Source organism: Aeromonas veronii (assembly GCA_041319085.1).
GTDB classification, from domain to species: Bacteria; Pseudomonadota; Gammaproteobacteria; order Enterobacterales; family Aeromonadaceae; genus Aeromonas; species Aeromonas veronii_F.
The window spans coordinates 2313986-2333520 of sequence record CP101033.1; the positions used below are offsets into that span (position 1 = coordinate 2313986).

Annotated in this window: 16 protein-coding genes and 7 tRNA genes; 2 read left to right on the top strand and 21 right to left on the bottom strand. The window is 60.1% G+C overall.

All coding sequences use genetic code 11. The features are described 5' to 3' along the window. Positions 1-53: 53 nt before the first annotated feature. From NMD14_11090 to NMD14_11130, 9 genes are all read right to left on the bottom strand, one after another. Positions 54-1049 (bottom strand): fumarylacetoacetate hydrolase family protein, encoded by a 996-nt coding sequence (locus NMD14_11090; protein ID XEI31353.1) that lies wholly within the window; start codon positions 1047-1049, stop codon positions 54-56. Between the two features lie 10 nt (positions 1050-1059). Continuing rightward, positions 1060-2211, bottom strand: coding sequence for a homogentisate 1,2-dioxygenase (locus NMD14_11095; protein ID XEI31354.1), 1152 nt, complete (start codon positions 2209-2211; stop codon positions 1060-1062). Then, the gene (hppD, locus tag NMD14_11100) at positions 2204-3355 is read right to left on the bottom strand and encodes a 4-hydroxyphenylpyruvate dioxygenase (protein XEI31355.1); all 1152 of its coding nucleotides are present in this window, start codon (positions 3353-3355) and stop codon (positions 2204-2206) included. Before hppD ends, NMD14_11095 begins: the two co-directional genes overlap by 8 nt. Positions 3356-3580: 225 nt before the next feature. Beyond that, entirely contained in the window at positions 3581-4276 is a 696-nt protein-coding gene (locus tag NMD14_11105; protein XEI31356.1) for a haloacid dehalogenase-like hydrolase, read from the bottom strand. Continuing rightward, entirely contained in the window at positions 4276-4935 is a 660-nt protein-coding gene (locus NMD14_11110; GenBank protein ID XEI31357.1) for a TIGR01621 family pseudouridine synthase, read from the bottom strand. The genes NMD14_11105 and NMD14_11110 overlap by 1 nt, the downstream gene beginning before the upstream one ends. Before the next feature lie 176 nt (positions 4936-5111). Then, positions 5112-5804, bottom strand: a complete 693-nt coding sequence (locus NMD14_11115) for an ABC transporter permease (GenBank protein ID XEI31358.1) — start codon at positions 5802-5804, stop codon at positions 5112-5114. A 3-nt stretch (positions 5805-5807) separates the two neighbouring features. Continuing rightward, positions 5808-6548, bottom strand: a complete 741-nt coding sequence (locus NMD14_11120) for an ABC transporter permease (protein ID XEI31359.1) — start codon at positions 6546-6548, stop codon at positions 5808-5810. 160 nt (positions 6549-6708) lie between these two features. Beyond that, complete coding sequence (locus tag NMD14_11125; protein XEI31360.1) at positions 6709-7482, bottom strand: ABC transporter substrate-binding protein; 774 nt, start codon at positions 7480-7482, stop codon at positions 6709-6711. Positions 7483-7531: 49 nt separating this feature from the next. Continuing rightward, positions 7532-8302, bottom strand: coding sequence for an ABC transporter ATP-binding protein (locus NMD14_11130; GenBank protein ID XEI31361.1), 771 nt, complete (start codon positions 8300-8302; stop codon positions 7532-7534). Positions 8303-8836: 534 nt separating this feature from the next. Here NMD14_11130 and NMD14_11135 point away from each other — a divergent pair. Continuing rightward, positions 8837-9739, top strand: coding sequence for a lysine exporter LysO family protein (locus NMD14_11135; GenBank protein XEI31362.1), 903 nt, complete (start codon positions 8837-8839; stop codon positions 9737-9739). Between the two features lie 158 nt (positions 9740-9897). On the opposite strand, the gene yjjG is transcribed toward NMD14_11135, so the two are convergent. The 9 genes from yjjG to NMD14_11180 form a co-directional block, all read right to left on the bottom strand. Then, positions 9898-10578, bottom strand: a complete 681-nt coding sequence (yjjG, locus tag NMD14_11140; GenBank protein XEI31363.1) for a pyrimidine 5'-nucleotidase — start codon at positions 10576-10578, stop codon at positions 9898-9900. Positions 10579-10601: 23 nt separating this feature from the next. After that, positions 10602-12092, bottom strand: a complete 1491-nt coding sequence (locus tag NMD14_11145; GenBank protein XEI31364.1) for a leucyl aminopeptidase family protein — start codon at positions 12090-12092, stop codon at positions 10602-10604. Between the two features lie 179 nt (positions 12093-12271). Next, positions 12272-12348, bottom strand: a tRNA-Met gene (locus tag NMD14_11150). 88 nt (positions 12349-12436) lie between these two features. Further along, positions 12437-12513, bottom strand: a tRNA-Met gene (locus NMD14_11155). Positions 12514-12601: 88 nt separating this feature from the next. After that, positions 12602-12678, bottom strand: a tRNA-Met gene (locus NMD14_11160). Between the two features lie 88 nt (positions 12679-12766). Beyond that, positions 12767-12843: transfer RNA gene (locus NMD14_11165), tRNA-Met, on the bottom strand. A gap of 88 nt (positions 12844-12931) precedes the next feature. After that, positions 12932-13008: transfer RNA gene (locus NMD14_11170), tRNA-Met, on the bottom strand. Positions 13009-13096: 88 nt separating this feature from the next. After that, positions 13097-13173, bottom strand: a tRNA-Met gene (locus NMD14_11175). 94 nt (positions 13174-13267) lie between these two features. After that, positions 13268-13344: transfer RNA gene (locus NMD14_11180), tRNA-Met, on the bottom strand. A gap of 196 nt (positions 13345-13540) precedes the next feature. Here NMD14_11180 and glgX point away from each other — a divergent pair. Next, positions 13541-15604: a glycogen debranching protein GlgX gene (gene glgX / locus NMD14_11185; GenBank protein ID XEI31365.1), complete on the top strand. Its 2064-nt coding sequence runs from the start codon at positions 13541-13543 to the stop codon at positions 15602-15604. A gap of 107 nt (positions 15605-15711) precedes the next feature. On the opposite strand, the gene NMD14_11190 is transcribed toward glgX, so the two are convergent. The 3 genes from NMD14_11190 to NMD14_11200 form a co-directional block, all read right to left on the bottom strand. Beyond that, the gene (locus NMD14_11190) at positions 15712-16431 is read right to left on the bottom strand and encodes a hypothetical protein (protein ID XEI31366.1); all 720 of its coding nucleotides are present in this window, start codon (positions 16429-16431) and stop codon (positions 15712-15714) included. Between the two features lie 184 nt (positions 16432-16615). Beyond that, entirely contained in the window at positions 16616-18253 is a 1638-nt protein-coding gene (locus tag NMD14_11195; protein XEI31367.1) for an ATP-dependent endonuclease, read from the bottom strand. 262 nt (positions 18254-18515) lie between these two features. After that, the gene (locus NMD14_11200) at positions 18516-19394 is read right to left on the bottom strand and encodes an AraC family transcriptional regulator (GenBank protein ID XEI31368.1); all 879 of its coding nucleotides are present in this window, start codon (positions 19392-19394) and stop codon (positions 18516-18518) included. Positions 19395-19535 lie beyond the last annotated feature (141 nt).

The window sequence follows — 19535 nt, forward strand, 5'->3', positions numbered from 1 at the left end:
CGTCGTGATCCGGACATATCCCGAATAGGTTTGCCGCCAACCGGCGCTGGCCATCAACCTCCCTGACCGCTCGCTGATACCACCTGTTGAGAGATGGTGCCAAACAGGTTTTGGCCAGAGCGATCCTCCATCGCGATCGACACTCTATCACCAAACTGCAAATAGGGGGTTGTAGCTTGATCACAATCAAGAATCTCCAGCATGCGGCGCTCGGCGATGCAGGATGAACCGGCGCTGCGATCGTAGTTGGAGACGGTGCCCGAGCCGATGATGCAACCGGCACCAAGGGGACGGGTCTTGGCGGCGTGGGCAATCAGTTCGAAGAAGCTGAAGGTCATATCCACCCCGGCATCCGGTGCACCAAACAGGGCGCCGTTCAGATGGGTGCGCAGGGGCAGCAGCACCTTGCCATCGCGCCAGTCATCGCCGAGCTCTTCCGGGGTGATGGCCACCGGCGAGAAGCCGCTGGACGGTTTGGACTGGAAGAAGCCAAAGCCCTTGGCAAGCTCCCCCGGGATCAGGTTGCGCAGGCTCACATCGTTGACCAGCATCAGCAATTTGACGTGGCTGGCGGCCCCCTGCGGGCTCACCCCCATCGGCACATCGTCGGTGATGATGGCTACCTCCGACTCGAAATCAATCCCCCACTCTTCCGAACCCATGACAATCGGCCCGCGGGGAGCCAAAAAGCTGTCGGAGCCCCCCTGATACATCAGCGGATCGTGCCAGAAGCTCTCCGGCATCTCGGCGCCGCGCGCCTTGCGCACCAGCTCCACATGGTTGACGTAGGCGCTGCCATCGGCCCACTGATAGGCGCGCGGCAGCGGAGAGAGGCAAGACGCTTCGTCAAAGGGGAATACCTCGGCCGCGTGGCCCTCGTTAAGCTGCTGATAGACAGCCTCAAGCCTGGGGGCAACCTCGGCCCACTCGTCGAGGGCGGCCTGCAGGGTCGGGGCAATCTCGCTCACCCGCACCGCCCGGGTCAGATCCCGGCTCACTACCACCAAAGCGCCATCGCGCTTGCCATTGTTCAATGTTGCCAATTTCATAAGCGATTCCTTATTTGCCGGCAGCCGCGTCCGGGCGCTGCCAGCTGAAGACATACCGGGTGTTCTCGATCCCTTCGCACAGGCTGCTGACGTTCAGCGCATCGCGGGTATCGAGCATCACCGCCACCTCGTCGGTGAACTTCTTGGCATAGGCCTGCCCTGCCGCAAACGCCTTGGGATGGGGGCCGTGGGTGAATCCGGCGGGATGGAAGGTGACCATGCCCCGCTCGATATTGTCCCGGCTAAAGAAATCCCCGGCGTGGTAAAAGAGCACCTCATCGTAATCGTCATTGCTGTGATAGAAGGGCACCTTGAGGGCGCCGGGATCGCTCTCGATGGGGCGCGGCACGAAGGTACAAATCACGAAGCGGCTCGCCACAAAGGTCGAATGAGCCGACGGCGGCAGATGGTAGCGGTGGCTCATCAGCGGGCGGATATCCCGCCAGTTGAGGCGCACCACGCACAAGTCGCCGTGCCACCCTTGCGCATCCAGCGGGTTGAACGGCCAGGTGATGACCGACACCTGATCGTGGCGTTTCACCTGCAGCGACCAGGGATTCTCATCCTGCTGGGCCAAAAAGCGCTCGTTGATGGCGGGCACATCCAGCGCCGCCGGGTCGAAGATGGCGTGATTGCCCACCAGCCCCTTGTCCGGCAACTGGTAGCTGTCGTTGGTCGCCTCGATCATCAGGATGAACAGGGGCGCCGTCGGCTCGATACGCCACATGGTGCCACGGGGGATCACCACATAGTCGCCATCGCGCAGGGTCAGGTGGCCGTAGTCGCAGAAGAACTCGCCGCTCCCCTCGTGGATAAAGAGCAGCTCGTCGCCATCGGCATTGCGCACCAGAAACGGCATCGCCTCGGAGAGCCGCCAGATGCGATAGCGGCAGTGGGGGTTGCTGAGAATATCGGGAGCCACCCAGGGAGAGAGGGAACTCACCTCCTCCTGCAGGGCATTGAGGTCAAACAGCCGTGGCCGCAGCGGCCCTTCCCAACTGCGCCAGTCAGTGGGGGCATGCTTGTGGTGCATGTGGGTGGCGGGGCCGAAAAAGCCGCTGCGACCCAACTCGCGCTCATAGATGGCCTGTTCGGGCAGATCGGCATGGGCCTGCCGGGAGTGGGTCCCCTCCCTATGGGGGAAGTTAATCCAGTTACGCATCGCTCTCTCCCTCTTTGCGGGCACCCTTCTCATCCTCGCCGCCATCCAGCACGCCGCGGCGGATCTGGTCCAGCTCGATCGATTCAAACAGTGCCTTGAAATTGCCCTCACCAAACCCTTCGTTGCCCTTGCGCTGGATGATCTCGAAGAAGACCGGGCCAATCACGGTATCGGTGAAGATCTGCAACAGGATGCCATCCTTGGTGGGGGAGCCGTCGATGAGGATGCGCAGATCTTTGAGGGCAGCCAGATCCTCCTGATGCCCCTCGACCCGGCTGTTCACCTTCTCATAGTAGGTATCCGGGGTCGGCATAAAGCCGGTACCGCGGCTGCGCAGGGTGCGGATGGTCTGGTAGATATCGCTGGAGGCCATGGCGATGTGCTGGATCCCCTCCCCCTTGTACTGGCGCAGATACTCCTCGATCTGGGACTTGTCATCCGCCGACTCGTTGATGGGGATGCGGATCTTGCCGCAGGGGGCGGTCATGGCGCGCGAATGCAGCCCGGTCAGCTTGCCCTCGATATCGAAGTAGCGAATTTCACGGAAGTTGCCGATCCGCTCGTAGAAGTTGGACCAGACATCCATATTGCCGCGATGGACGTTGTGGGTCAGGTGATCGATCTCCATAAGACCGGCATCTACCTCCGCCATCCGGGCCTGCCAGTCGGGGTAGAAGACAAAATCCACGTCATAGATGGAGCCCTTGTCGCCATAGCGGTCGACAAAGGAGAGGGTGCTCTCGCCAATACCGTAGATGGCGGGAATATTGAGCTCCATCGGGCCAATCTTGCCGACAAAGGGCTTGGCCCCTTTGGCGATGGCGAACTGCTGGGCCTTGCCCGCATCGCTCACCCGAAATGCCATGCCGCAAACGCTCGGCCCGTGCAGGCTGGCAAACTGCTCCGCCTGGGAGTGAGGCTCGGCATTGACCACAAAGTTGATATCCCCCTGCCGGTAGAGCCAGCACTGCTTGTGTTTGTGCTTGGCAACCTCGGCAAACCCCAGCGAGACAAATAGGCTCTTGAGAGCGGCAATCCCATTGGCATCGGGGGCCGTGTACTCGACAAACTCGAAACCGTCCGTTCCTAACGGATTAATGCCTAACGGATTGATGGTGTGGGTGGCGGAAGAGGTGGCATTCATCGGGCGCTCCTTGCTCTTGATTCGGTTAAAACGGATTGCAGCACCCAGTGGCGCAGCAAGTGTTAACAACTTGTTTCATTAGAGGCAGGGCGTAGCAGGAAGAAAAGAGGCGGAATGCAGATAGTTTTTCGCAGCTGGCAGCAAAAGGATGTAAATGAATTGTGACAACAAAGCCGCAGCCTTGCGGATCAAACTATGACGACCCGTGCAGCTGTCAGCTTTGGCTTACAGCTGCCAGTTCTTAACCATCAGATGGGGCAAGCGGGCCCGGGCTTTTTGCAGTCGTGTTGTCGTCGGATTGATCAACCACGCCTCTTTCCCCAACCCCAGCAGCGGCAGATCGTGCAGGCTGTCGCTCAGAGCCAGCTCGGTATCGAGGGCGCAGATCTCCGGCAGCAGCTTGTGCTGACCGTGACAATAAAAGTGCGGCATCAGGCCACCAAGGCGGTAGTGCATCTGCGAGCCAATGATCCGGTGGGGCAACTGGCCGGGCAGTTGCTGATAGAGCTGGGCTCGCACCAGCGCGCAGGGACTGGCAGAGATCACCCAGCAGCGCGCCCCCTCACGTTGCAGCAGATCGCGCGCCTGACGATACAGCCCCGGCCTGGTGCGGCAATAGGCACGCACCAGCTTGCGCCAACCGAGAGGAGAGAGCCCGAGGGTGATGGCCCACCAGATAAGGGAGATACCGCGCCGCCGCTGGCTGGGAACAAGATAGACCACTCCACCTAGCGCAATCACCGGCAACAGCAGCAGCGGCCAGATCCGGCGGCGCAGGATATAGCGCAGCAGACCGGCGTGGCTGTCGCCGGGGGCCAGGGTGTCGTCAAAGTCGGCCAGGATCCACCGCGGTGCACGTCCGTCAGGATCACGCTCTTTCGCTGAATGGATAATGGTGTCAGACGCTGGGCGCATAAGCATCAGGGCGCAAGGGCTGCGATGGCTGCCGTGAGCTCGGGAGTGACAAATTCACTCCCCACATCGGGCGGGCAGACAAAGTCGAATGGCTCGCCCGCCAGGGTAAAGCTGAGCCGCCAGGCGTGCAGATAGCCTCGCTCGGCTGGCGTGCCGCCATAGCGCTCATCCCCGAGAATGGGGGCGCCGATGCTTTTGAGGGCAACCCGGATCTGGTGGGTCTTGCCGGTCTGGGGCTTGATGCGATAGAGCCGCAGCCCCTCGCGCACCGAGACCGAATCGAACCAGCTGATGGCGGGGTTTTCCAGCGTGCGCGCCAGCAGCCAGCTGCCGCCGCGCCCCTTTTGCATATCCCCCTTCACCCAACCCTGCTTCTTCTTGGGTTTGCGATCGGAGAGCGCCAGATACTGCTTGCTCACCTCACGGGCCGCAAAGGCCATGCTCAGTTCGCGGTTCGCCTCCGTGGTGCGGGCCAGCAGCACCAGACCGGAGGTCATCTTGTCGAGCCGGTGTACCGGATAGAGGGTAAGACCCGTATCGGCCTTCACGCAATTGACCAGCCCGGGATTGACCGACTCACCGTCGCCCTTCTCGTCATGCATGCCGATGCCGGGCTGCTTGTCGATAACCAGGAAAGCGGGATGCTCAAACAATATCCGGTACATAAAACCTCGGGAACTGGGGGATAAGGCACGCAACCAACGGCTGGCGGCGCTCGGGAGTGCTGCATTCTCCCTGCTCGTCCGCCATTTGGCAAACCGGGCGGACAGAGGATGAAAATAAAAAATGGCCCCGCCTGCAACAGGCGGGGCCATTTTCGCTCATCTTGGCAGATCACACCTTACACATTGCGCGGGCGCAGGTGAGCGTGCCAGCGCGCTTCCCACTTCTTGAACAGCCAGACGATGACAAAGGTGAGCAGCATATAGAGCAGCCCCGCGGTCAAAAAGGCCTCGAACGGACTGTAGTAGCGGGAGTTGATGATCCGCGCCGCGCCGGTCAGATCGACGATGGTGATGATGCCCGCCACCGCCGAGCCTTGCAGCATGAAGATCACCTCGTTGCTGTAGGCAGGCAGCGCCCGGCGAAACGAGTTGGGCAGAATGATCCGGGTCAGGGTCTGCCAGCGGGTCATGCCAAAGGCGTTGGCCGCCTCAATCTGGCCACGCGGCATGTTGTGCACCGCTCCGCGCACGATCTCAGCGGTATAGGCGCCGGTGTTGAGGGTGAAAGCCAGCAGCGCGCAGAACCAGGCCTCGGAGAAGAGCGACCAGGCAGCACTGTTCTTCAGCCACTCCCATTGGGCAGCGCCGTAGTAGATGATAAAGAGCTGCACCAGCAGCGGAGTGCCGCGAAAGAAGTAGATGTAGGCCCAGATCGGCCCCTTGATCAGCCAGTTGCGGCTATTGCGCAAAATGCCCAGGGGAATCGCGATCATCAGGCCAAGCAGCAGGGAGAGAGCCACCAGCCAGACCGTGGTGTAGAGACCCTCCCAGTAGGTGGGCCACTCTTTGAGAATGATTGAGAAATCCATGGCTTACCTCGTTTTGATGGCGTAGTGACGCTCGGCCCACTTGAGCGCCGAGGTGGAGACTGCGGTGAAGATCAGGAAGATCAGCGCCACCGCCATGTAGAAGGTGAAGGGTTGCTGGGTCGAGCCCGCCGCCAACGAGGCTTTGCGCACCATGTCATCAAGGCCGATGATGGAGACCAGCGCGGTGGTTTTCAGCAGCACCAGCCAGTTGTTGCCAAACCCCGGCAAAGCGTGGCGCATCATCTGGGGGAAGAGGATCCGCACAAACACCTGGGTTGCCCGCATGCCAAAAGCCCGTGCGGCCTCCAGCTCACCTTTGTCCACCGCCAGAATGGCGCCGCGAAAGGTCTCGGTCATGTAGGCGCCGAAGATAAAACCGATGGTCGCGACACCGGCCACAAAGGGGCTGATGTCGATATAGTCCGGAAGCAGGGAGACCCACTCCTGATTGGGATTACTCTCCAGTAACCAGCTGTTGTAAGTCTCGTTGACCCAGGTGCAGATGCCGTTGATCAGCACCTGGCCGCCAAAGAAGAGCAGCATCATCAGCACCAGATCGGGGATGCCGCGAATGATGGTGGTATAGCCGGTGGCGATGGCGCGGGCCCACTTGTAGGGAGAGAGTTTAGCCAACGCCCCCAGCATCCCCAGCAGCAACGCCAGCAGCAGGGAGGCCAGCGCCACTTCCAGGGTGACCCAGGCGCCCTCCAGTAGCGAGGCTTCGTATCCTTTCAAATCAAACATGGGCAGCTCCATTACAATTAATAGGGCCCATTGCTCCACACAGAGAACACGGGCCCCGGGACTACTGGCGAGGTGAGCCGATCGGCTTGTTACTTGTCGTTAAGAAAAACGTCACAAGCCCCCTCACCCTGCCCTCTCCCAAAGGGAGAGGGAACTGCCTTTACTCGCCGTAAACGTCGAACTCAAAGTACTTGTCGTTGATTTCCTTGTACTTGCCGTTAGCGCGCAGCGCCAGAATGGCAGCATTGAATTTCTCTTTCAGATCCTTGTCAGCCTTGCGCACCGCAATACCGGCACCCTCGCCAAACCACTTGGGATCGGTCAGTTTCGGGCCAACGAACTCGTAGGCATCGCCCCCTTCCTTCTTCAGCAGACCATCGGTGATGGCGGCAGAGTCGGCCAGCACATAGTCCACCCGCCCGGATTTCAGATCGAGATAGGCTTCATCGGCCGTACCGTAACGCTTGATGGTGGCGTTCGGGAAGTTGTCGGTAATAAAGGTATCCATGGAGGTCGCACGCTGCACCGCGACAGACTTGCCTTCCATAAAGGCTTTGTCGAGCTGCACGTCAGTGCCCTTCTTGGCGGCGAAGCGGGCCGGAATGTGCTGGTACTTCTGAGTGAAGTCCACCTTCTTCTTGCGCTCTTCTGTGATGTCCATGGTGGCGATGATGGCGTCAAACTTGCGCGACAGCAGCGCCGGGATGATGCCGTCCCAGTCCTGCTTGACCAGTGTGCACTTCACTTTCATCTCTTCGCACAGGGCCTTGGCGATGTCGATATCAAAGCCTTTCACCTCGCCACTGGGCTCGGTCCAGGAGAAGGGGGGATAGGCACCCTCAACCCCGATCCGTACCTCTTTCCACTCCTTGGCCATCAGGCTACCAGACGCGAGGGCAGTGACTACGGCAGTCGCCAGCATCAGCTTGTTCATGTATCTCTCCTTGATAAAACAGTTGATTGGGTAACCAGGCATCCCGCCATCAGTAGATGGAAGAGATGAATTGCTTGAACCGCTCGGATTTGGGATGGGCGAAAATCTCCTTGGGGTTGCCCTCCTCTTCCACCCGCCCCTGATGCAGAAACATCACCTTGTTCGATACATCCCGGGCAAACGACATCTCGTGGGTCACCACCAGCATGGTGCGCCCCTCTTCAGCCAGCTCGCGCATCAGGCCGAGCACCTCCCCCACCAGCTCGGGATCCAGCGCCGAGGTAGGTTCGTCAAACAGCATCACCTCGGGCTCCACCGCCAGCGCTCGGGCAATGGCGGCCCGCTGCTGCTGACCACCTGAAAGATGGCCGGGATAGTAGTCGCGCCGCTCCCACAACCCGACCCGGTTGAGCAGATGCTCGGCTCTGGCAATCGCCTCGGCACGGGGCACCTTGAGCACCTGGATCGGCACTTCGATGATGTTCTGCATGATGGTCATGTGTGACCAGAGGTTGAAACTTTGAAATACCATGGCCAGCCGACTGCGGATCCGCTCCACCTGACGCATATCTTGTGGCTGCCGTTCACCGGCCCGGTTGGTTTTCATGGCAATCAGCTCGCCATGGAGCGAGACGGTGCCAGATGAGGGGGTTTCGAGCAGATTGATACAGCGAAGAAAGGTCGACTTCCCCGAGCCGGAGGAGCCGATAAGGGAGATCACATCGCCCTTGTGGGCGGTCATATCGATGCCCTTGAGCACTTCGTGGGTGCCAAAATATTTGTGCAGATCACGTACTTCCAGTGCGGCAACGTCGCTCATCCATTACAACCTTGTCTGTCCCTAGACGCCGCAGTGGGCGTGACTCAACCATCGTCCATTTAACAAAAAGTTAACCGATGGCAACCTTCAGCGAAAATATCACTCGGTTAATGAAAAAACAATACAGAACGAGGGTCTTCAGGGGATTCGCTCTATTTTCATTCGCCCTTTGCGTAATTTTCAGCACTTTATTTGCATAAACAGCCGCTTTAATGGCTGTTCCGATACCGCCTTTTTATACCCCAATCATATTAGTGGCAAGAGAAAAGCGTGATACATGCCAAACTGGCAGAAAAACAGCTTTATTCACATCGCTTGCAGAGCGAAAGGTCGGCTACTCGAGCGGATCAACTTGATTTCATTGGTTCACTCTGGCTCGCACAGAACCTTAACAGACAGACAGCTTGTGGCAAAAAAGTAACAACCGCCTCAAAAAAGGGCTGTTTTCGGCCATGCAAGCGCGAGATATATGACACAGAGCCAAGAAGTAATGATAATGTGGTATTTTTATCAGTTTTTGTGATCGAGGCCTCGATGTTGCTCAATGTGTTGCTGATCCTGTTGCCACTGGCAATCGGCTATCTGGTTCCCCTCACCTCTGCCCGACTGCTCACGCTGGTCAACCAGAGTCTGGGCAAAATGGTCTACCTCATTCTGTTTCTGATGGGGCTCGGACTAGCCTATGTGGAAAACCTGGGCAGCAATCTGGCGGTGATCTTCAAGGTCGCCGGGGTGATGCTGGCGGCGATCACCATCTGCAACCTGCTGGCTCTCTGGTGGCTCGACCAGCGCACACCGCCGACCCACGAGGCGAGCGATGCCAAGATGCCGAGCAAACTGCACCTGTTGTGGGAATCCCTGCAGCTCTGCTTTGTGGTGCTCGGCGGTGTGCTGCTCGGGCTGCTGATGGATCTGCGCGCCCTACCCATCGACAAATGGAGCGAGTGGGCGCTGATGCTGCTGCTGTTTCTTATCGGGGTGCAGATGCGCAACTCCGGCATGCGGCTGCGCCAGATCCTGCTCAATCCCTGGGGGATGAAGATCGCCTTCACCGTCATCATCAGCAGCTGGCTTGGCAGCCTGCTGGCCGCCCAGCTGCTCGGCATGCCCCTGAGCCACGGGTTGGCCCTGAGCTCCAGCTTCGGCTGGTATTCCCTGTCGGGCATTCTGGTGGCCGACAAACTGGGGCCGGTGCTGGGTTCTGCCGCCTTTATCAACGATCTGGGCCGCGAGCTTATCGCCATCCTGATCATCCCGGTCTTGATGCGTCGCCACCCCTCGGCCGCCATCGGTTACGGCGGCGCCACAGCCCTCGACTTCACCCTGCCGGTCATCCAGAAATCCGGCGGCATTCAGGTGGTACCGGTGGCCATCGTCTCCGGCTTTATCCTGAGCCTGCTCGGCCCTATCCTGATCCTCGGGTTTCTGGCGATATAGACCTTGCCGCCTCGGTCGCGCTGACGCGCAACGCGCCGTGCCCTGCGCACCATAAGAAAGGGGAGCATCTGCTCCCCTTGCTGTCTCAGGCAAAACCCTTGTTTTGTCCCAAACACTCTTATTGCGATTTGCCGAGACGATCCGGCCATCTGTGCCTATCAGCGCCCCAGCACAATGTCGGCAAGGTGGGCGAAGTGGTGGATCTCGTGGGTGGCATCGCACTCGCCCGCTTGCCGCGCCGGGTTGTACCAGCAGGTTGCCAGCCCCTGCGCCGCCGCCCCGGCAATATCGGTTTTCGGATTATCCCCCACCATCAGCACCCGCGCAGGATCTGGCTGTCCCATCAGAGATAAGGTGTGCTGGAAAATAGCAGGCGCCGGCTTGGTCACCCGGATCTCGTCGGAGATCACCAGGGGCTCGAACCACTCGTTCCAGCCCAGTTTGCCGAGCCGCCCCCGCTGGGGCACGCTAAAACCATTGGTGATGATCCCCATCCGCACCTTGCTGCGCAGCTGCTGCAGGGTCTCGACCACCCCTTCGAGGGGCATGCTCAGGGCAATAATCTGCTCCAGAAAGGTGTTGTTCATCGCCATGGGATCGGCGGCAACCTGCCGGGCAAAGAGGGAGAAGCGGGTCTGCTGCAACGCTGTTGCATCGATCTCGCCGTCGTTGTACTGCTGCCACAGGCCGTGGTTGAGGGCGTGATACTGCGCCATGCTGGCGTCATCAGCCTGAACGCCATAGATCTGCAGGGTGTGCATCAGCGCTGAGGCGACCGGAAAATCGAGCAGGGTTTCATCCAAATCGAACAGCACCCAGTCATAGCTTGGTTGTTTCACAGAACTCCTTGTTATCATTCAGATTATTCAGATACTTGGCGACCAACTCTACCAAGCGGGCTGGCCAGCAGATCCAGCGTGAGACGCACGCCAAAGCCGGTTACTTCGCTGGAGACCACCCCATTGCCCCCCTTGTTGCGAAAACCGCTCAGATCGAAGTGCAGCCAGGGGGTCTGCTCAGGCACGAAGTGGGCGAGGAAACGGGCCGCATCGATATGATCCGGCGAACTGCCCGGCGCACACTGCAACAGATCGGCCCACTCGCTCTCGATGTTGTCGTCGTAATCGTCATCAAGCGGGAAGGGCCAGATCCGCTCACCGCTGCGCTGACCCAGATTGACCAGTGATGTCATCCATTCGCTGCGGTTGGTAAAGACGCCGCTGTAGCGGCTACCCAGCGCCCGTTTGCAGGCTCCGGTCAGGGTGGCGTAATCGAGCAGCAGATCCGGGGTATCCTGCACCGCCATCGCCAAGGTGTCGGCCAGTACCATGCGTCCCTCCGCATCGGTATCGACCACCTCGATGGAGGTGCCATTGATGGCAGTCACCACCTCGCCGGGACGATAGGCGTGAGGACCGATATGGTTCTCGGCAATGGCCAACCAGCAATGAACCTCGTAGGGCAGCTGGGCTCGGCTGATGGCGTAGAGGGTGCCCAGCGCCACCGCGCTGCCCCCCATGTCGAGATGCATGCCATACATGCTGCCGGAGACCTTGAGGTTGTAACCGCCAGAGTCGTGGCAGATCCCCTTGCCCACCAGCGCAATGCGGCGCACCGGCTTGGGCGGATAATAGCTGAGCTTGACCATGGCCCCCTGATTGTCTTCCGAGCCACGGGCGACCGCCAAAAACGCCCCCGCCCCCAACTCGGCCAGCTGAGCCTGATCATAGTGATGGCACTGCCACCCCTCATCTTGCGCCAGTTGGCTGACAAACTCGCGATAGCTGGCGGCCGTCAGCTCGGAGGCAGGCAACACCGCCAGATGGCGAGCCAGCCCGTTGCCCCCCGCCTCGCTATAGAGGCGCGCCAAGTCCAGTACCACCGCGGGTGAGACCTTGATCTGCTGATAGCTCCAGCTGCTTTCGCTGCGGCGCTTGCTGGTGGGCAACGAAATATTGGCGGCAAGCAAAGCCGACAACAGCAGTTCGGCCAGCATCACCCGCTCGGAGGGGGAAAAACCTTCCAGATGCAGCCCGAACCGCTCCACATTGAGCCCCGAGAGAGGATCGATCCAGCCTCGAACCTGTTTATAGAGACGGTGATCCCGCGTCACACTGCCAGCCACAAACACCACCTGCAACAGGGTATTGCCATGCATCAGGGTAAAGGGTGCTTTTTTCCCCAGCGCAAGCTGGGTCTTGACACCCGCAAGGGCGGGCAGCGAAAGCAAGGACTCCTTCTGCTCTTCGGCGATCAGCAGCAGTTGCAACGGCAGCCCTTGGGCAAGGGCTTCAGCCAGCGTGGCATCCCGGCTTTCAATAGCAGGAGGAAGATAGGTGAAGGGAGTGATCACAGGCGCGCGCCTCATCCATAAAGAGATACCTGATGATACCCAACAAATGGTTGATGCGACCAGTTTTGGTCTTGAAAAAGCGTCAGAAATAGCAGCAATCACCAGATAGTGACGAGCATCAAGAAGGATTGTTCAACGAACAAGAGATTGGCAATGCAAGAAGGGGATGTTCAAAATGTTGGTTGCGGGGGCCGGATTTGAACCGACGACCTTCGGGTTATGAGCCCGACGAGCTACCGAGCTGCTCCACCCCGCGTCCGAATTGTCACCCTCAAGCCGAGCAGTAGCTTGGTGGCGTTTGTCTGCTTTCGATTGTTTACACCATCGCAGGCCGACGAAAAAGTTGGTTGCGGGGGCCGGATTTGAACCGACGACCTTCGGGTTATGAGCCCGACGAGCTACCGAGCTGCTCCACCCCGCGTCCGAATTGTCACCACCAAGCCGAGCAGTAGATTGATGGCATTTGTCTGCTTTCGACTGTTTACACAATCCCATGCTGACGAAAATGTTGGTTGCGGGGGCCGGATTTGAACCGACGACCTTCGGGTTATGAGCCCGACGAGCTACCGAGCTGCTCCACCCCGCGTCCGAATTGTCACCCTCAAGCCGAGCAGTTGCTTGATGGCATTTGTCTGCTTTCGACTGTTTACACAATCGCAGGCCGACGAAAAAGTTGGTTGCGGGGGCCGGATTTGAACCGACGACCTTCGGGTTATGAGCCCGACGAGCTACCGAGCTGCTCCACCCCGCGTCCGAATTGTCACCCTCAAGCCGAGCAGTAGCTTGGTGGCGTTTGTCTGCTTTCGATTGTTTACGCCATCGCAGGCCGACGAAAAAGTTGGTTGCGGGGGCCGGATTTGAACCGACGACCTTCGGGTTATGAGCCCGACGAGCTACCGAGCTGCTCCACCCCGCGTCCGAATTGTCACCCTCAAGCCGAGCAGTAGCTTGGTGGCGTTTGTCTGCCTTCGACTGTTTACACAATCGCAGGCCGACGAAAAAGTTGGTTGCGGGGGCCGGATTTGAACCGACGACCTTCGGGTTATGAGCCCGACGAGCTACCGAGCTGCTCCACCCCGCGTCCGAATTTTTATCGAAATGGCCGAGCAGTAGCCAATTCGATTTCTCCTTTTCCACAAACCGGTTACACCGGTTTGACTGGTCAGGATCTCAGATGGTTGCGGGGGCCAGATTTGAACTGACGACCTTCGGGTTATGAGCCCGACGAGCTACCGGGCTGCTCCACCCCGCGTCTGAGGTGGCCAATAATAGGCGCCAGCGCACAGATTGCAAGTAAATATCTCAAAAAAAGTTTATTCGTAGATTAATCGGACAAAGAGTGCGGCCATTAGCAGCATCATGCTGTTTTTTCAGGCAATCGAGTCCTTGCAGAGCCTCCGACACTACACTCAATAAGGTGAACACGCCTCATGTTGGGTAGGTAAAATATGCGCATCTCCTCCGGTCACTGCCGTCAGTTGGGGGCCACACCCGACAGTAACGGCGTCAACTTCGCGATCTGGGCACACCTCGCCAGCCGGGTCGAACTGCTGCTCTTCGCTAGCGCAGAAGATGCGACCCCCGAGGTGATCCTCCTCTCCCCGCGCCTCAACCGCACCGCCTACTACTGGCATATCTATATTGAGGGGCTGCCTGTCGGTCAGCGTTACGCCTATCGCATTCAGGGCCCGTGGCGCCCATACGGCGGCACCCGCTTCGATGCCGAGAAGGTGTTGCTCGACCCTTACGGCCGCAGCATCGAGCTTGGCGCCAATTACGATCGATGGGCGGCGGCTCGGCCAGGCAGCAACCTGGCCTGCTGCGCCAAGAGCAAGGTGGTCGATACTCGCCACTACGATTGGGAAGGAGACAAACTGCCCGCACACTCCCTCTCCCGATCGGTGATCTACGAGCTGCATCTGGGGGGCTTCACCAAGTCCCCCAGCTCCGGGGTCGATCCGGCGCTGCGCGGCACCTATCTCGGGCTGATTGAGAAGATCCCCTATCTGCAATCCCTCGGTGTCACCGCCGTCGAGCTGCTGCCGGTGTTCCAGTTCGATCCCCAGGATGCGCCAAAGGGGCTCTCCAACTACTGGGGTTACAGCCCCATGTCCTTTTTCGCCCCCCACGCCCAATACGCCTGCGGCGATGATCCGCTGACCGAATTCCGCGACATGGTCAAAGCGCTGCACAAGGCCAATATCGAGGTGATCCTGGACGTGGTTTACAACCACACCGCCGAAGGGGGCGATGATGGCCCCACCTTCTCGTTTCGCAGCATCGACAACGAGGCCTACTACATCCTCGACAACAACCAGAAGGACACCAACTATTCGGGCTGCGGCAACACCTTCAATGGCGCCCATCCGGTGGTGCTGCGGATGATCATGGACAGCCTCCACTTCTGGCGTCAGGAGATGCACGTCGATGGCTTTCGGTTTGATCTGGCGGCCATTCTGTCGCGGGATGAATCGGGCCAGCCGCAGGCCAATGCCCCCACTCTACGCACCATAGATACCGACCCCAACATCGCCGACATCAAGCTGATTGCCGAAGCCTGGGATGCGGGGGGGCTCTATCAGGTCGGGTCGCTCGCCGGCGCCCGCTGGCGTGAGTGGAACGGCCAGTTCCGGGATGATGTGCGCCGCTTCCTGCGCGGGGATGACAACAGCGTCACCGCCTTTGTCGAGCGGCTGTGCGGTAGTCCCGACATCTACCACTATCACCACGCCGATCCCGAGAAGAGCATCAACTTCGTTACCTGCCACGACGGTTTTACCCTGTGGGACTGGGCCAGTTACAACAGCAAGCACAACGAGGCCAACGGGGAGGAGAACCGTGACGGCTGCGATCACAACTTCAGCTGGAACCACGGCCACGAAGGGGTAACGGAAGTTCCCCAGATCAACGCCCTGCGCATTCGCCAGGCCAAAAACATGATGGTGGCGACCCTGCTCTCGGTGGGCTCCCCCATGCTGCTGATGGGCGATGAGCTGCTGCGCACCCAGCGGGGCAACAACAACGGCTACTGTCAGGACAACGCCACCTGCTGGATGAACTGGCTGCCCAATGCCCGCAGTCAGGAGATGTTCCGCTTCATGAAGGCGCTGATCCAGTACCGCAAACGCCTGTTCCAGCGCCCGGATCAGGAGAGTATGCCGCTGTCGCTCACCGAGATCCTGCGTCATAGCGAGATCTGCTGGCACGGGGTCAACGCCGGGCAACCGGATTTCAGCCCCCACTCCCACGCCATCGCCATGTCGGCGCTGTCGAGCGAAACCAAGCTGGCGCTCTATGTGTTGTTCAACGCCTACTGGGAGCCCCTCACCTTTAACCTGCCGAGCCCGCCCAAGGGAGTCGGCGGCTACTGGCGGCGGATCCTCGATACTGCTCTCCCCTCGCCGCAAGATATCTGCACCTTTGGCATGCCGCTGGAGGGGCTGACCCGAGAGTATCTCGCCCAGCCGCGCAGCAGTTGCCTGTTTATCTGCGGCGCCGACGACTTCTATTGACTGATTGCTGCTTGATTGTTGGTAATGGATGGCTGCGATACCTGCAAGCCAGATATACAAAAGCCCCGAGCCAAGGCTCGGGGCTTTCTCTTTTTTCAGCACCTGTATCAGACCAGCTGGTGCAACACGCTGGTGGCGGCGATCTGGGCGATCAGCAGGCCACACAGAGAGGTGGAGACCACCACAGGCGCAGTATCACGCTGCAGATAGAGCGGGCTGAACCAGAGCAGCAGAGAGGCCACCAGCAGGGCAGCCTGGGTCACCACAGCCGGGATCAGCGCATCGAGATTGGCCTCACCTCCTTGCCAACCCACCAGCACCGCCAGCCAGATAAGGCTGGCCATCGCCCCCACCAGACCAGCCAGCGGCAACAGGGTGTTGAATGCCTTGAGACGATGACGGGCCCGCAGCAGTATCAGGTGGGCAAAGGCCGCCCCCAGCATCGCCATCTGCAGCAGACCGCTCACCCAGCCTTGCAGTTGCAGCAGCCCGAAGCCATACACAGCGAGCGGCAACGCCGGTAGCCAGAGCAGCGTTAAGGGGACTGAACGCTTGCCCTCCAGCCGTGACTGGGCCAGCGACAAGCCGATCCCGAGCACCAGTGCCGCACCACCACTCCAGATCAGCCAACCGGCCGCTTTGGCCTCGACCGCCAGCATCAGAGAGAGAGCGGTAATGACCCAGATGGAGAAGAGCTGCTGACTGATCCGTGAACGCTGGCCGGGGCAGATATCACCGCGCCACAGCACGATACCGAGGGCGATCAGGGCGCCAAGCGCCATCAATCCGGTGAGGGGAAAGAGCCAAAAAGGGAGTTGGACGAACACGACGCCTCCAGCGGTAAAGATTTGAGGTGCGCCACCGGGGCGCCAGAAAGGGGGCGAGTATACCCAAACCGGCGGCTATCCCCAACCGCGACAAACGATCGTGGGCAATTGCCGCCAGCACAATGCGCCTTGAAGGGCGCCCTGCTGGCAGCCATGTCCATAGTGACGGGGTGCGGCGCTGGCGTTAGCCCTGACCGCGGGCCAGCGCCACCACCCGGGCAAACATCTGGCGGATCATCGGCGGAATATGCTCGGCGCCGAGCCGCTCCGCCTCCTCCACCACCGCCAGCGCCATCCCCGGCTTGCTACGGTGATGGATCGCCTTGTTGATGATGTGACTGGCACTCCACATGGCGCGCCCGCCCACCCCAGCCTCGCGGCGAAACACAGCTTCAAAACCGTTGTGATAGAGGTAGTGCTCGATATCGGCAGCAGGAAGCTGGGTCAAGCGATCCCGCTCCCGCTCTCCCTTGAGCTGGCCACGGGCCGAAGCGGCATACTTGAGCCCCGCCTCGTCGCCATCGGTCAGCAGGTGCCACTCTATGCCAAAATCCCGCGCCACCTTGATCAGCGGCGACTGGCCACACTGGGCAAACTCGATGATCCGCACCCCTTCTGCCCGCAGACTGTAACCGCAGATCTGGGCCAGCTCAGAGAGCAGCCAGATCTCGGTCTCCCCCTCCACCAGCAGCCAGCAACGGGCAAACAACGACATGGGGCGGTTGATCCGCACGTGGAAGGCGATCTTGCGCAGATCGTCGCTGCTGTAGCGCTCGCCCCCCAGCTGGTGACAGAGGATATCCTGCTGACGGCGCACCAATCGCCGCACCTGATTGAGCGGCAGGGAAGAGAGCAAGTCCCCCGAGTTGGTGGTGAGCAGCTTCTGGCCCGGCAACTGTTCCAGCAGCCCCCACGCCAGCGCCAGCATGGTCGGATGGAGCCGACTTTCGGGATCTTCGAGGATCATGATGGGGCGGGCCCCCTCCTCCAGCTCGCGGTTACCCCGCGCCTGCAGCAGGGTCGCCGCCATCCCCGCCATCGCCAGTTGCAGCGCGCGGTTATCGGCGCGGCGCAGCAGGGTATGCAGGTTGCCCGGATTGCGCAACGTCATGGGACGATTGATGATGTCGCGCTGACTGCGCGGCTTGTTCTTGATGGGGGCCAATGCGTTGAAGTAGTGATCCATCAGCTGGCGCACCGCCTGCAGCGCCTCCTTGAGCTCCGGCTCGCCGATGCGCTGGGGTTCGTCGATCAGTTTGTCCGCCAGCTCGCTCAGGCGATGTTCGGAGAGATCTCCCCACTGCAGGGTCTCCACTCCGTTGCGGGCACTACGGGCATCCCGCAGCCGGAACACCGGGTTCATGGTGATCAGCAGGCAGACCAGCTCATGGGCATTGGCAATGGGCAGGCTCTTGCCCACCCCGTCGAGAAAGTCGTGCATGGTGAGCACAGAGCCATCTGCCTGCAGCTCGGCGCTGGCGCGATAGTGAATGCGGTGGAATTTGTCCTTGTGCAGCACCCAGGAGGGGCAAAGACGGGCCAGGCGACGGGAGTGCTGACACATCTGGGGTCTGTGCTCACTGAAGGTGAGCACCAGTTGCAAGTGGCGCGCCGGGGCCAATTCGGGATCTTCCGGTTGGTGAAAATCCTCGGCAGTGAACTGATAGGGCTCGGCATCCTGCCCCAGCAGACACCAGAGGGCGCGCAGCAGGCTCGATTTACCCCAGGTATTCTCGCCGATCAGCACAGTGGTGTGATCCAGCCCGAGCGACAGGCGATTAATACCACGAAAACCTTTGACTTCAATACGTTCCAGAAACATCCGGCCATGTCCACATCATTGTGATGGGGCCATAGTGGCAAAGTTACCGGAAAAATCCTATCGCAGGCGGGGCTTTTTCAACGTGAACTGTGAGGCACTGCAGGTTCGGGAGGGGTAACGACAGCGGTGCGATCTTGCGGGGCATTCCAGTGGCTAAACCAAAGGTGACGGGTACGGATTTGACGTTTGCGATAATTCAATGGGCATTCCTTTCAATGGATAAGTGGTAGAGAGTACACCTCTTTTGCCCAAATTCTCAGGCTTATCTGTGACGGGAAGATGACAATTGTGCCCGCCACTGTCCCGGTGTCAAACCAAACGCCTCGCGAAAACGGTTGCCGAAATGGGCCTGGGAAGAGAAGCCGCACTGACTGGCGATGCTGGCCAGTGGCTCCGGGCCTACCAGCAGTTGTTTGGCCCGTTTGAGCCGCAGCCCCAGCAGATAGCGGTGGGGCGGGCAGCCGAGGCTCTGGCCGAACATGCGGGCAAAGTGATACTCGCTCAGCCCCGCCTGCTGCGCCAGCTCTGCCAGCGTGACCGAGTCGGCCAGATGGGCCTGCAGATACTCCTGCACCCGTTTGATCACCACGGGTGCCAATCCGCCGCGCAGGGGCGGCAGACCGGGAGTCTCTTCGGTGTGGTGACGATAGGCGTGGAGGATCAACATCCAGGCGCCGTGGGAGAGTGCCAAGCGATCGACCCCGTGTTGCCACTCCAGTTGCATCAGCTGACGCTGCACCAGCCCGGCCGCCTGCGGATCGTCGATAAAGGTCTTGTCCACCAGTTGCAGGTGGCGCCCCTCCTTGTCACACACCTCCTCGGCAATACGGGTGAGGTGAGCCGGGGTGAAGTAGAGATGAAAGAAGCGAAACTCTTCGCGCACCAGCCACTCGGATCTGTGGTGATCCGGCATGATGCACACCTTGCCGGTGCCGCCGTGGCCACCCGGCCCATCGAGTCGCTCGGTCTGCTCGCCCCCCTGCAGATAGACGCTCAGGGTGTGGTGGCCCGGCTTGTGATAGCGGGTCTGGTCATAGCAGTTGCGCCAGCTGGCGACGCCAAGCCCGGGTTCGAGCCAGCAGGCGTCCTCCAGCCGGGCGCCGGTGCTGACCAGTGCATCAAATACCCCTGCTGTTTTCATTCGTCCCTGCCGCCTGTTCTGGTCATGTGTACGGGTTATCCCGCTCGCCATCCATCTTACCGACCGCGCTTGTAGATGACAGCGCGTGACGATGAAAAACCGCAAGATGGTGCAATCCAGCCATCAGGGCTCACCCCATAG

What these genes read in the sequence shown, in the direction of transcription:
- NMD14_11090 (XEI31353.1), bottom strand. Translation starts at nt 1,049, where the DNA reads ATGAAATTGGCAACATTGAACAATGGCAAGCGCGATGGCGCTTTGGTG.
- NMD14_11095 (XEI31354.1), bottom strand. Translation starts at nt 2,211, where the DNA reads ATGCGTAACTGGATTAACTTCCCCCATAGGGAGGGGACCCACTCCCGG.
- hppD (XEI31355.1), bottom strand. Translation starts at nt 3,355, where the DNA reads ATGAATGCCACCTCTTCCGCCACCCACACCATCAATCCGTTAGGCATT.
- NMD14_11105 (XEI31356.1), bottom strand. Translation starts at nt 4,276, where the DNA reads ATGCTTATGCGCCCAGCGTCTGACACCATTATCCATTCAGCGAAAGAG.
- NMD14_11110 (XEI31357.1), bottom strand. Translation starts at nt 4,935, where the DNA reads ATGTACCGGATATTGTTTGAGCATCCCGCTTTCCTGGTTATCGACAAG.
- NMD14_11115 (XEI31358.1), bottom strand. Translation starts at nt 5,804, where the DNA reads ATGGATTTCTCAATCATTCTCAAAGAGTGGCCCACCTACTGGGAGGGT.
- NMD14_11120 (XEI31359.1), bottom strand. Translation starts at nt 6,548, where the DNA reads ATGTTTGATTTGAAAGGATACGAAGCCTCGCTACTGGAGGGCGCCTGG.
- NMD14_11125 (XEI31360.1), bottom strand. Translation starts at nt 7,482, where the DNA reads ATGAACAAGCTGATGCTGGCGACTGCCGTAGTCACTGCCCTCGCGTCT.
- NMD14_11130 (XEI31361.1), bottom strand. Translation starts at nt 8,302, where the DNA reads ATGAGCGACGTTGCCGCACTGGAAGTACGTGATCTGCACAAATATTTT.
- NMD14_11135 (XEI31362.1), top strand. Translation starts at nt 8,837, where the DNA reads ATGTTGCTCAATGTGTTGCTGATCCTGTTGCCACTGGCAATCGGCTAT.
- glgX (XEI31365.1), top strand. Translation starts at nt 13,541, where the DNA reads ATGCGCATCTCCTCCGGTCACTGCCGTCAGTTGGGGGCCACACCCGAC.
- NMD14_11195 (XEI31367.1), bottom strand. Translation starts at nt 18,253, where the DNA reads ATGTTTCTGGAACGTATTGAAGTCAAAGGTTTTCGTGGTATTAATCGC.
- NMD14_11200 (XEI31368.1), bottom strand. Translation starts at nt 19,394, where the DNA reads ATGAAAACAGCAGGGGTATTTGATGCACTGGTCAGCACCGGCGCCCGG.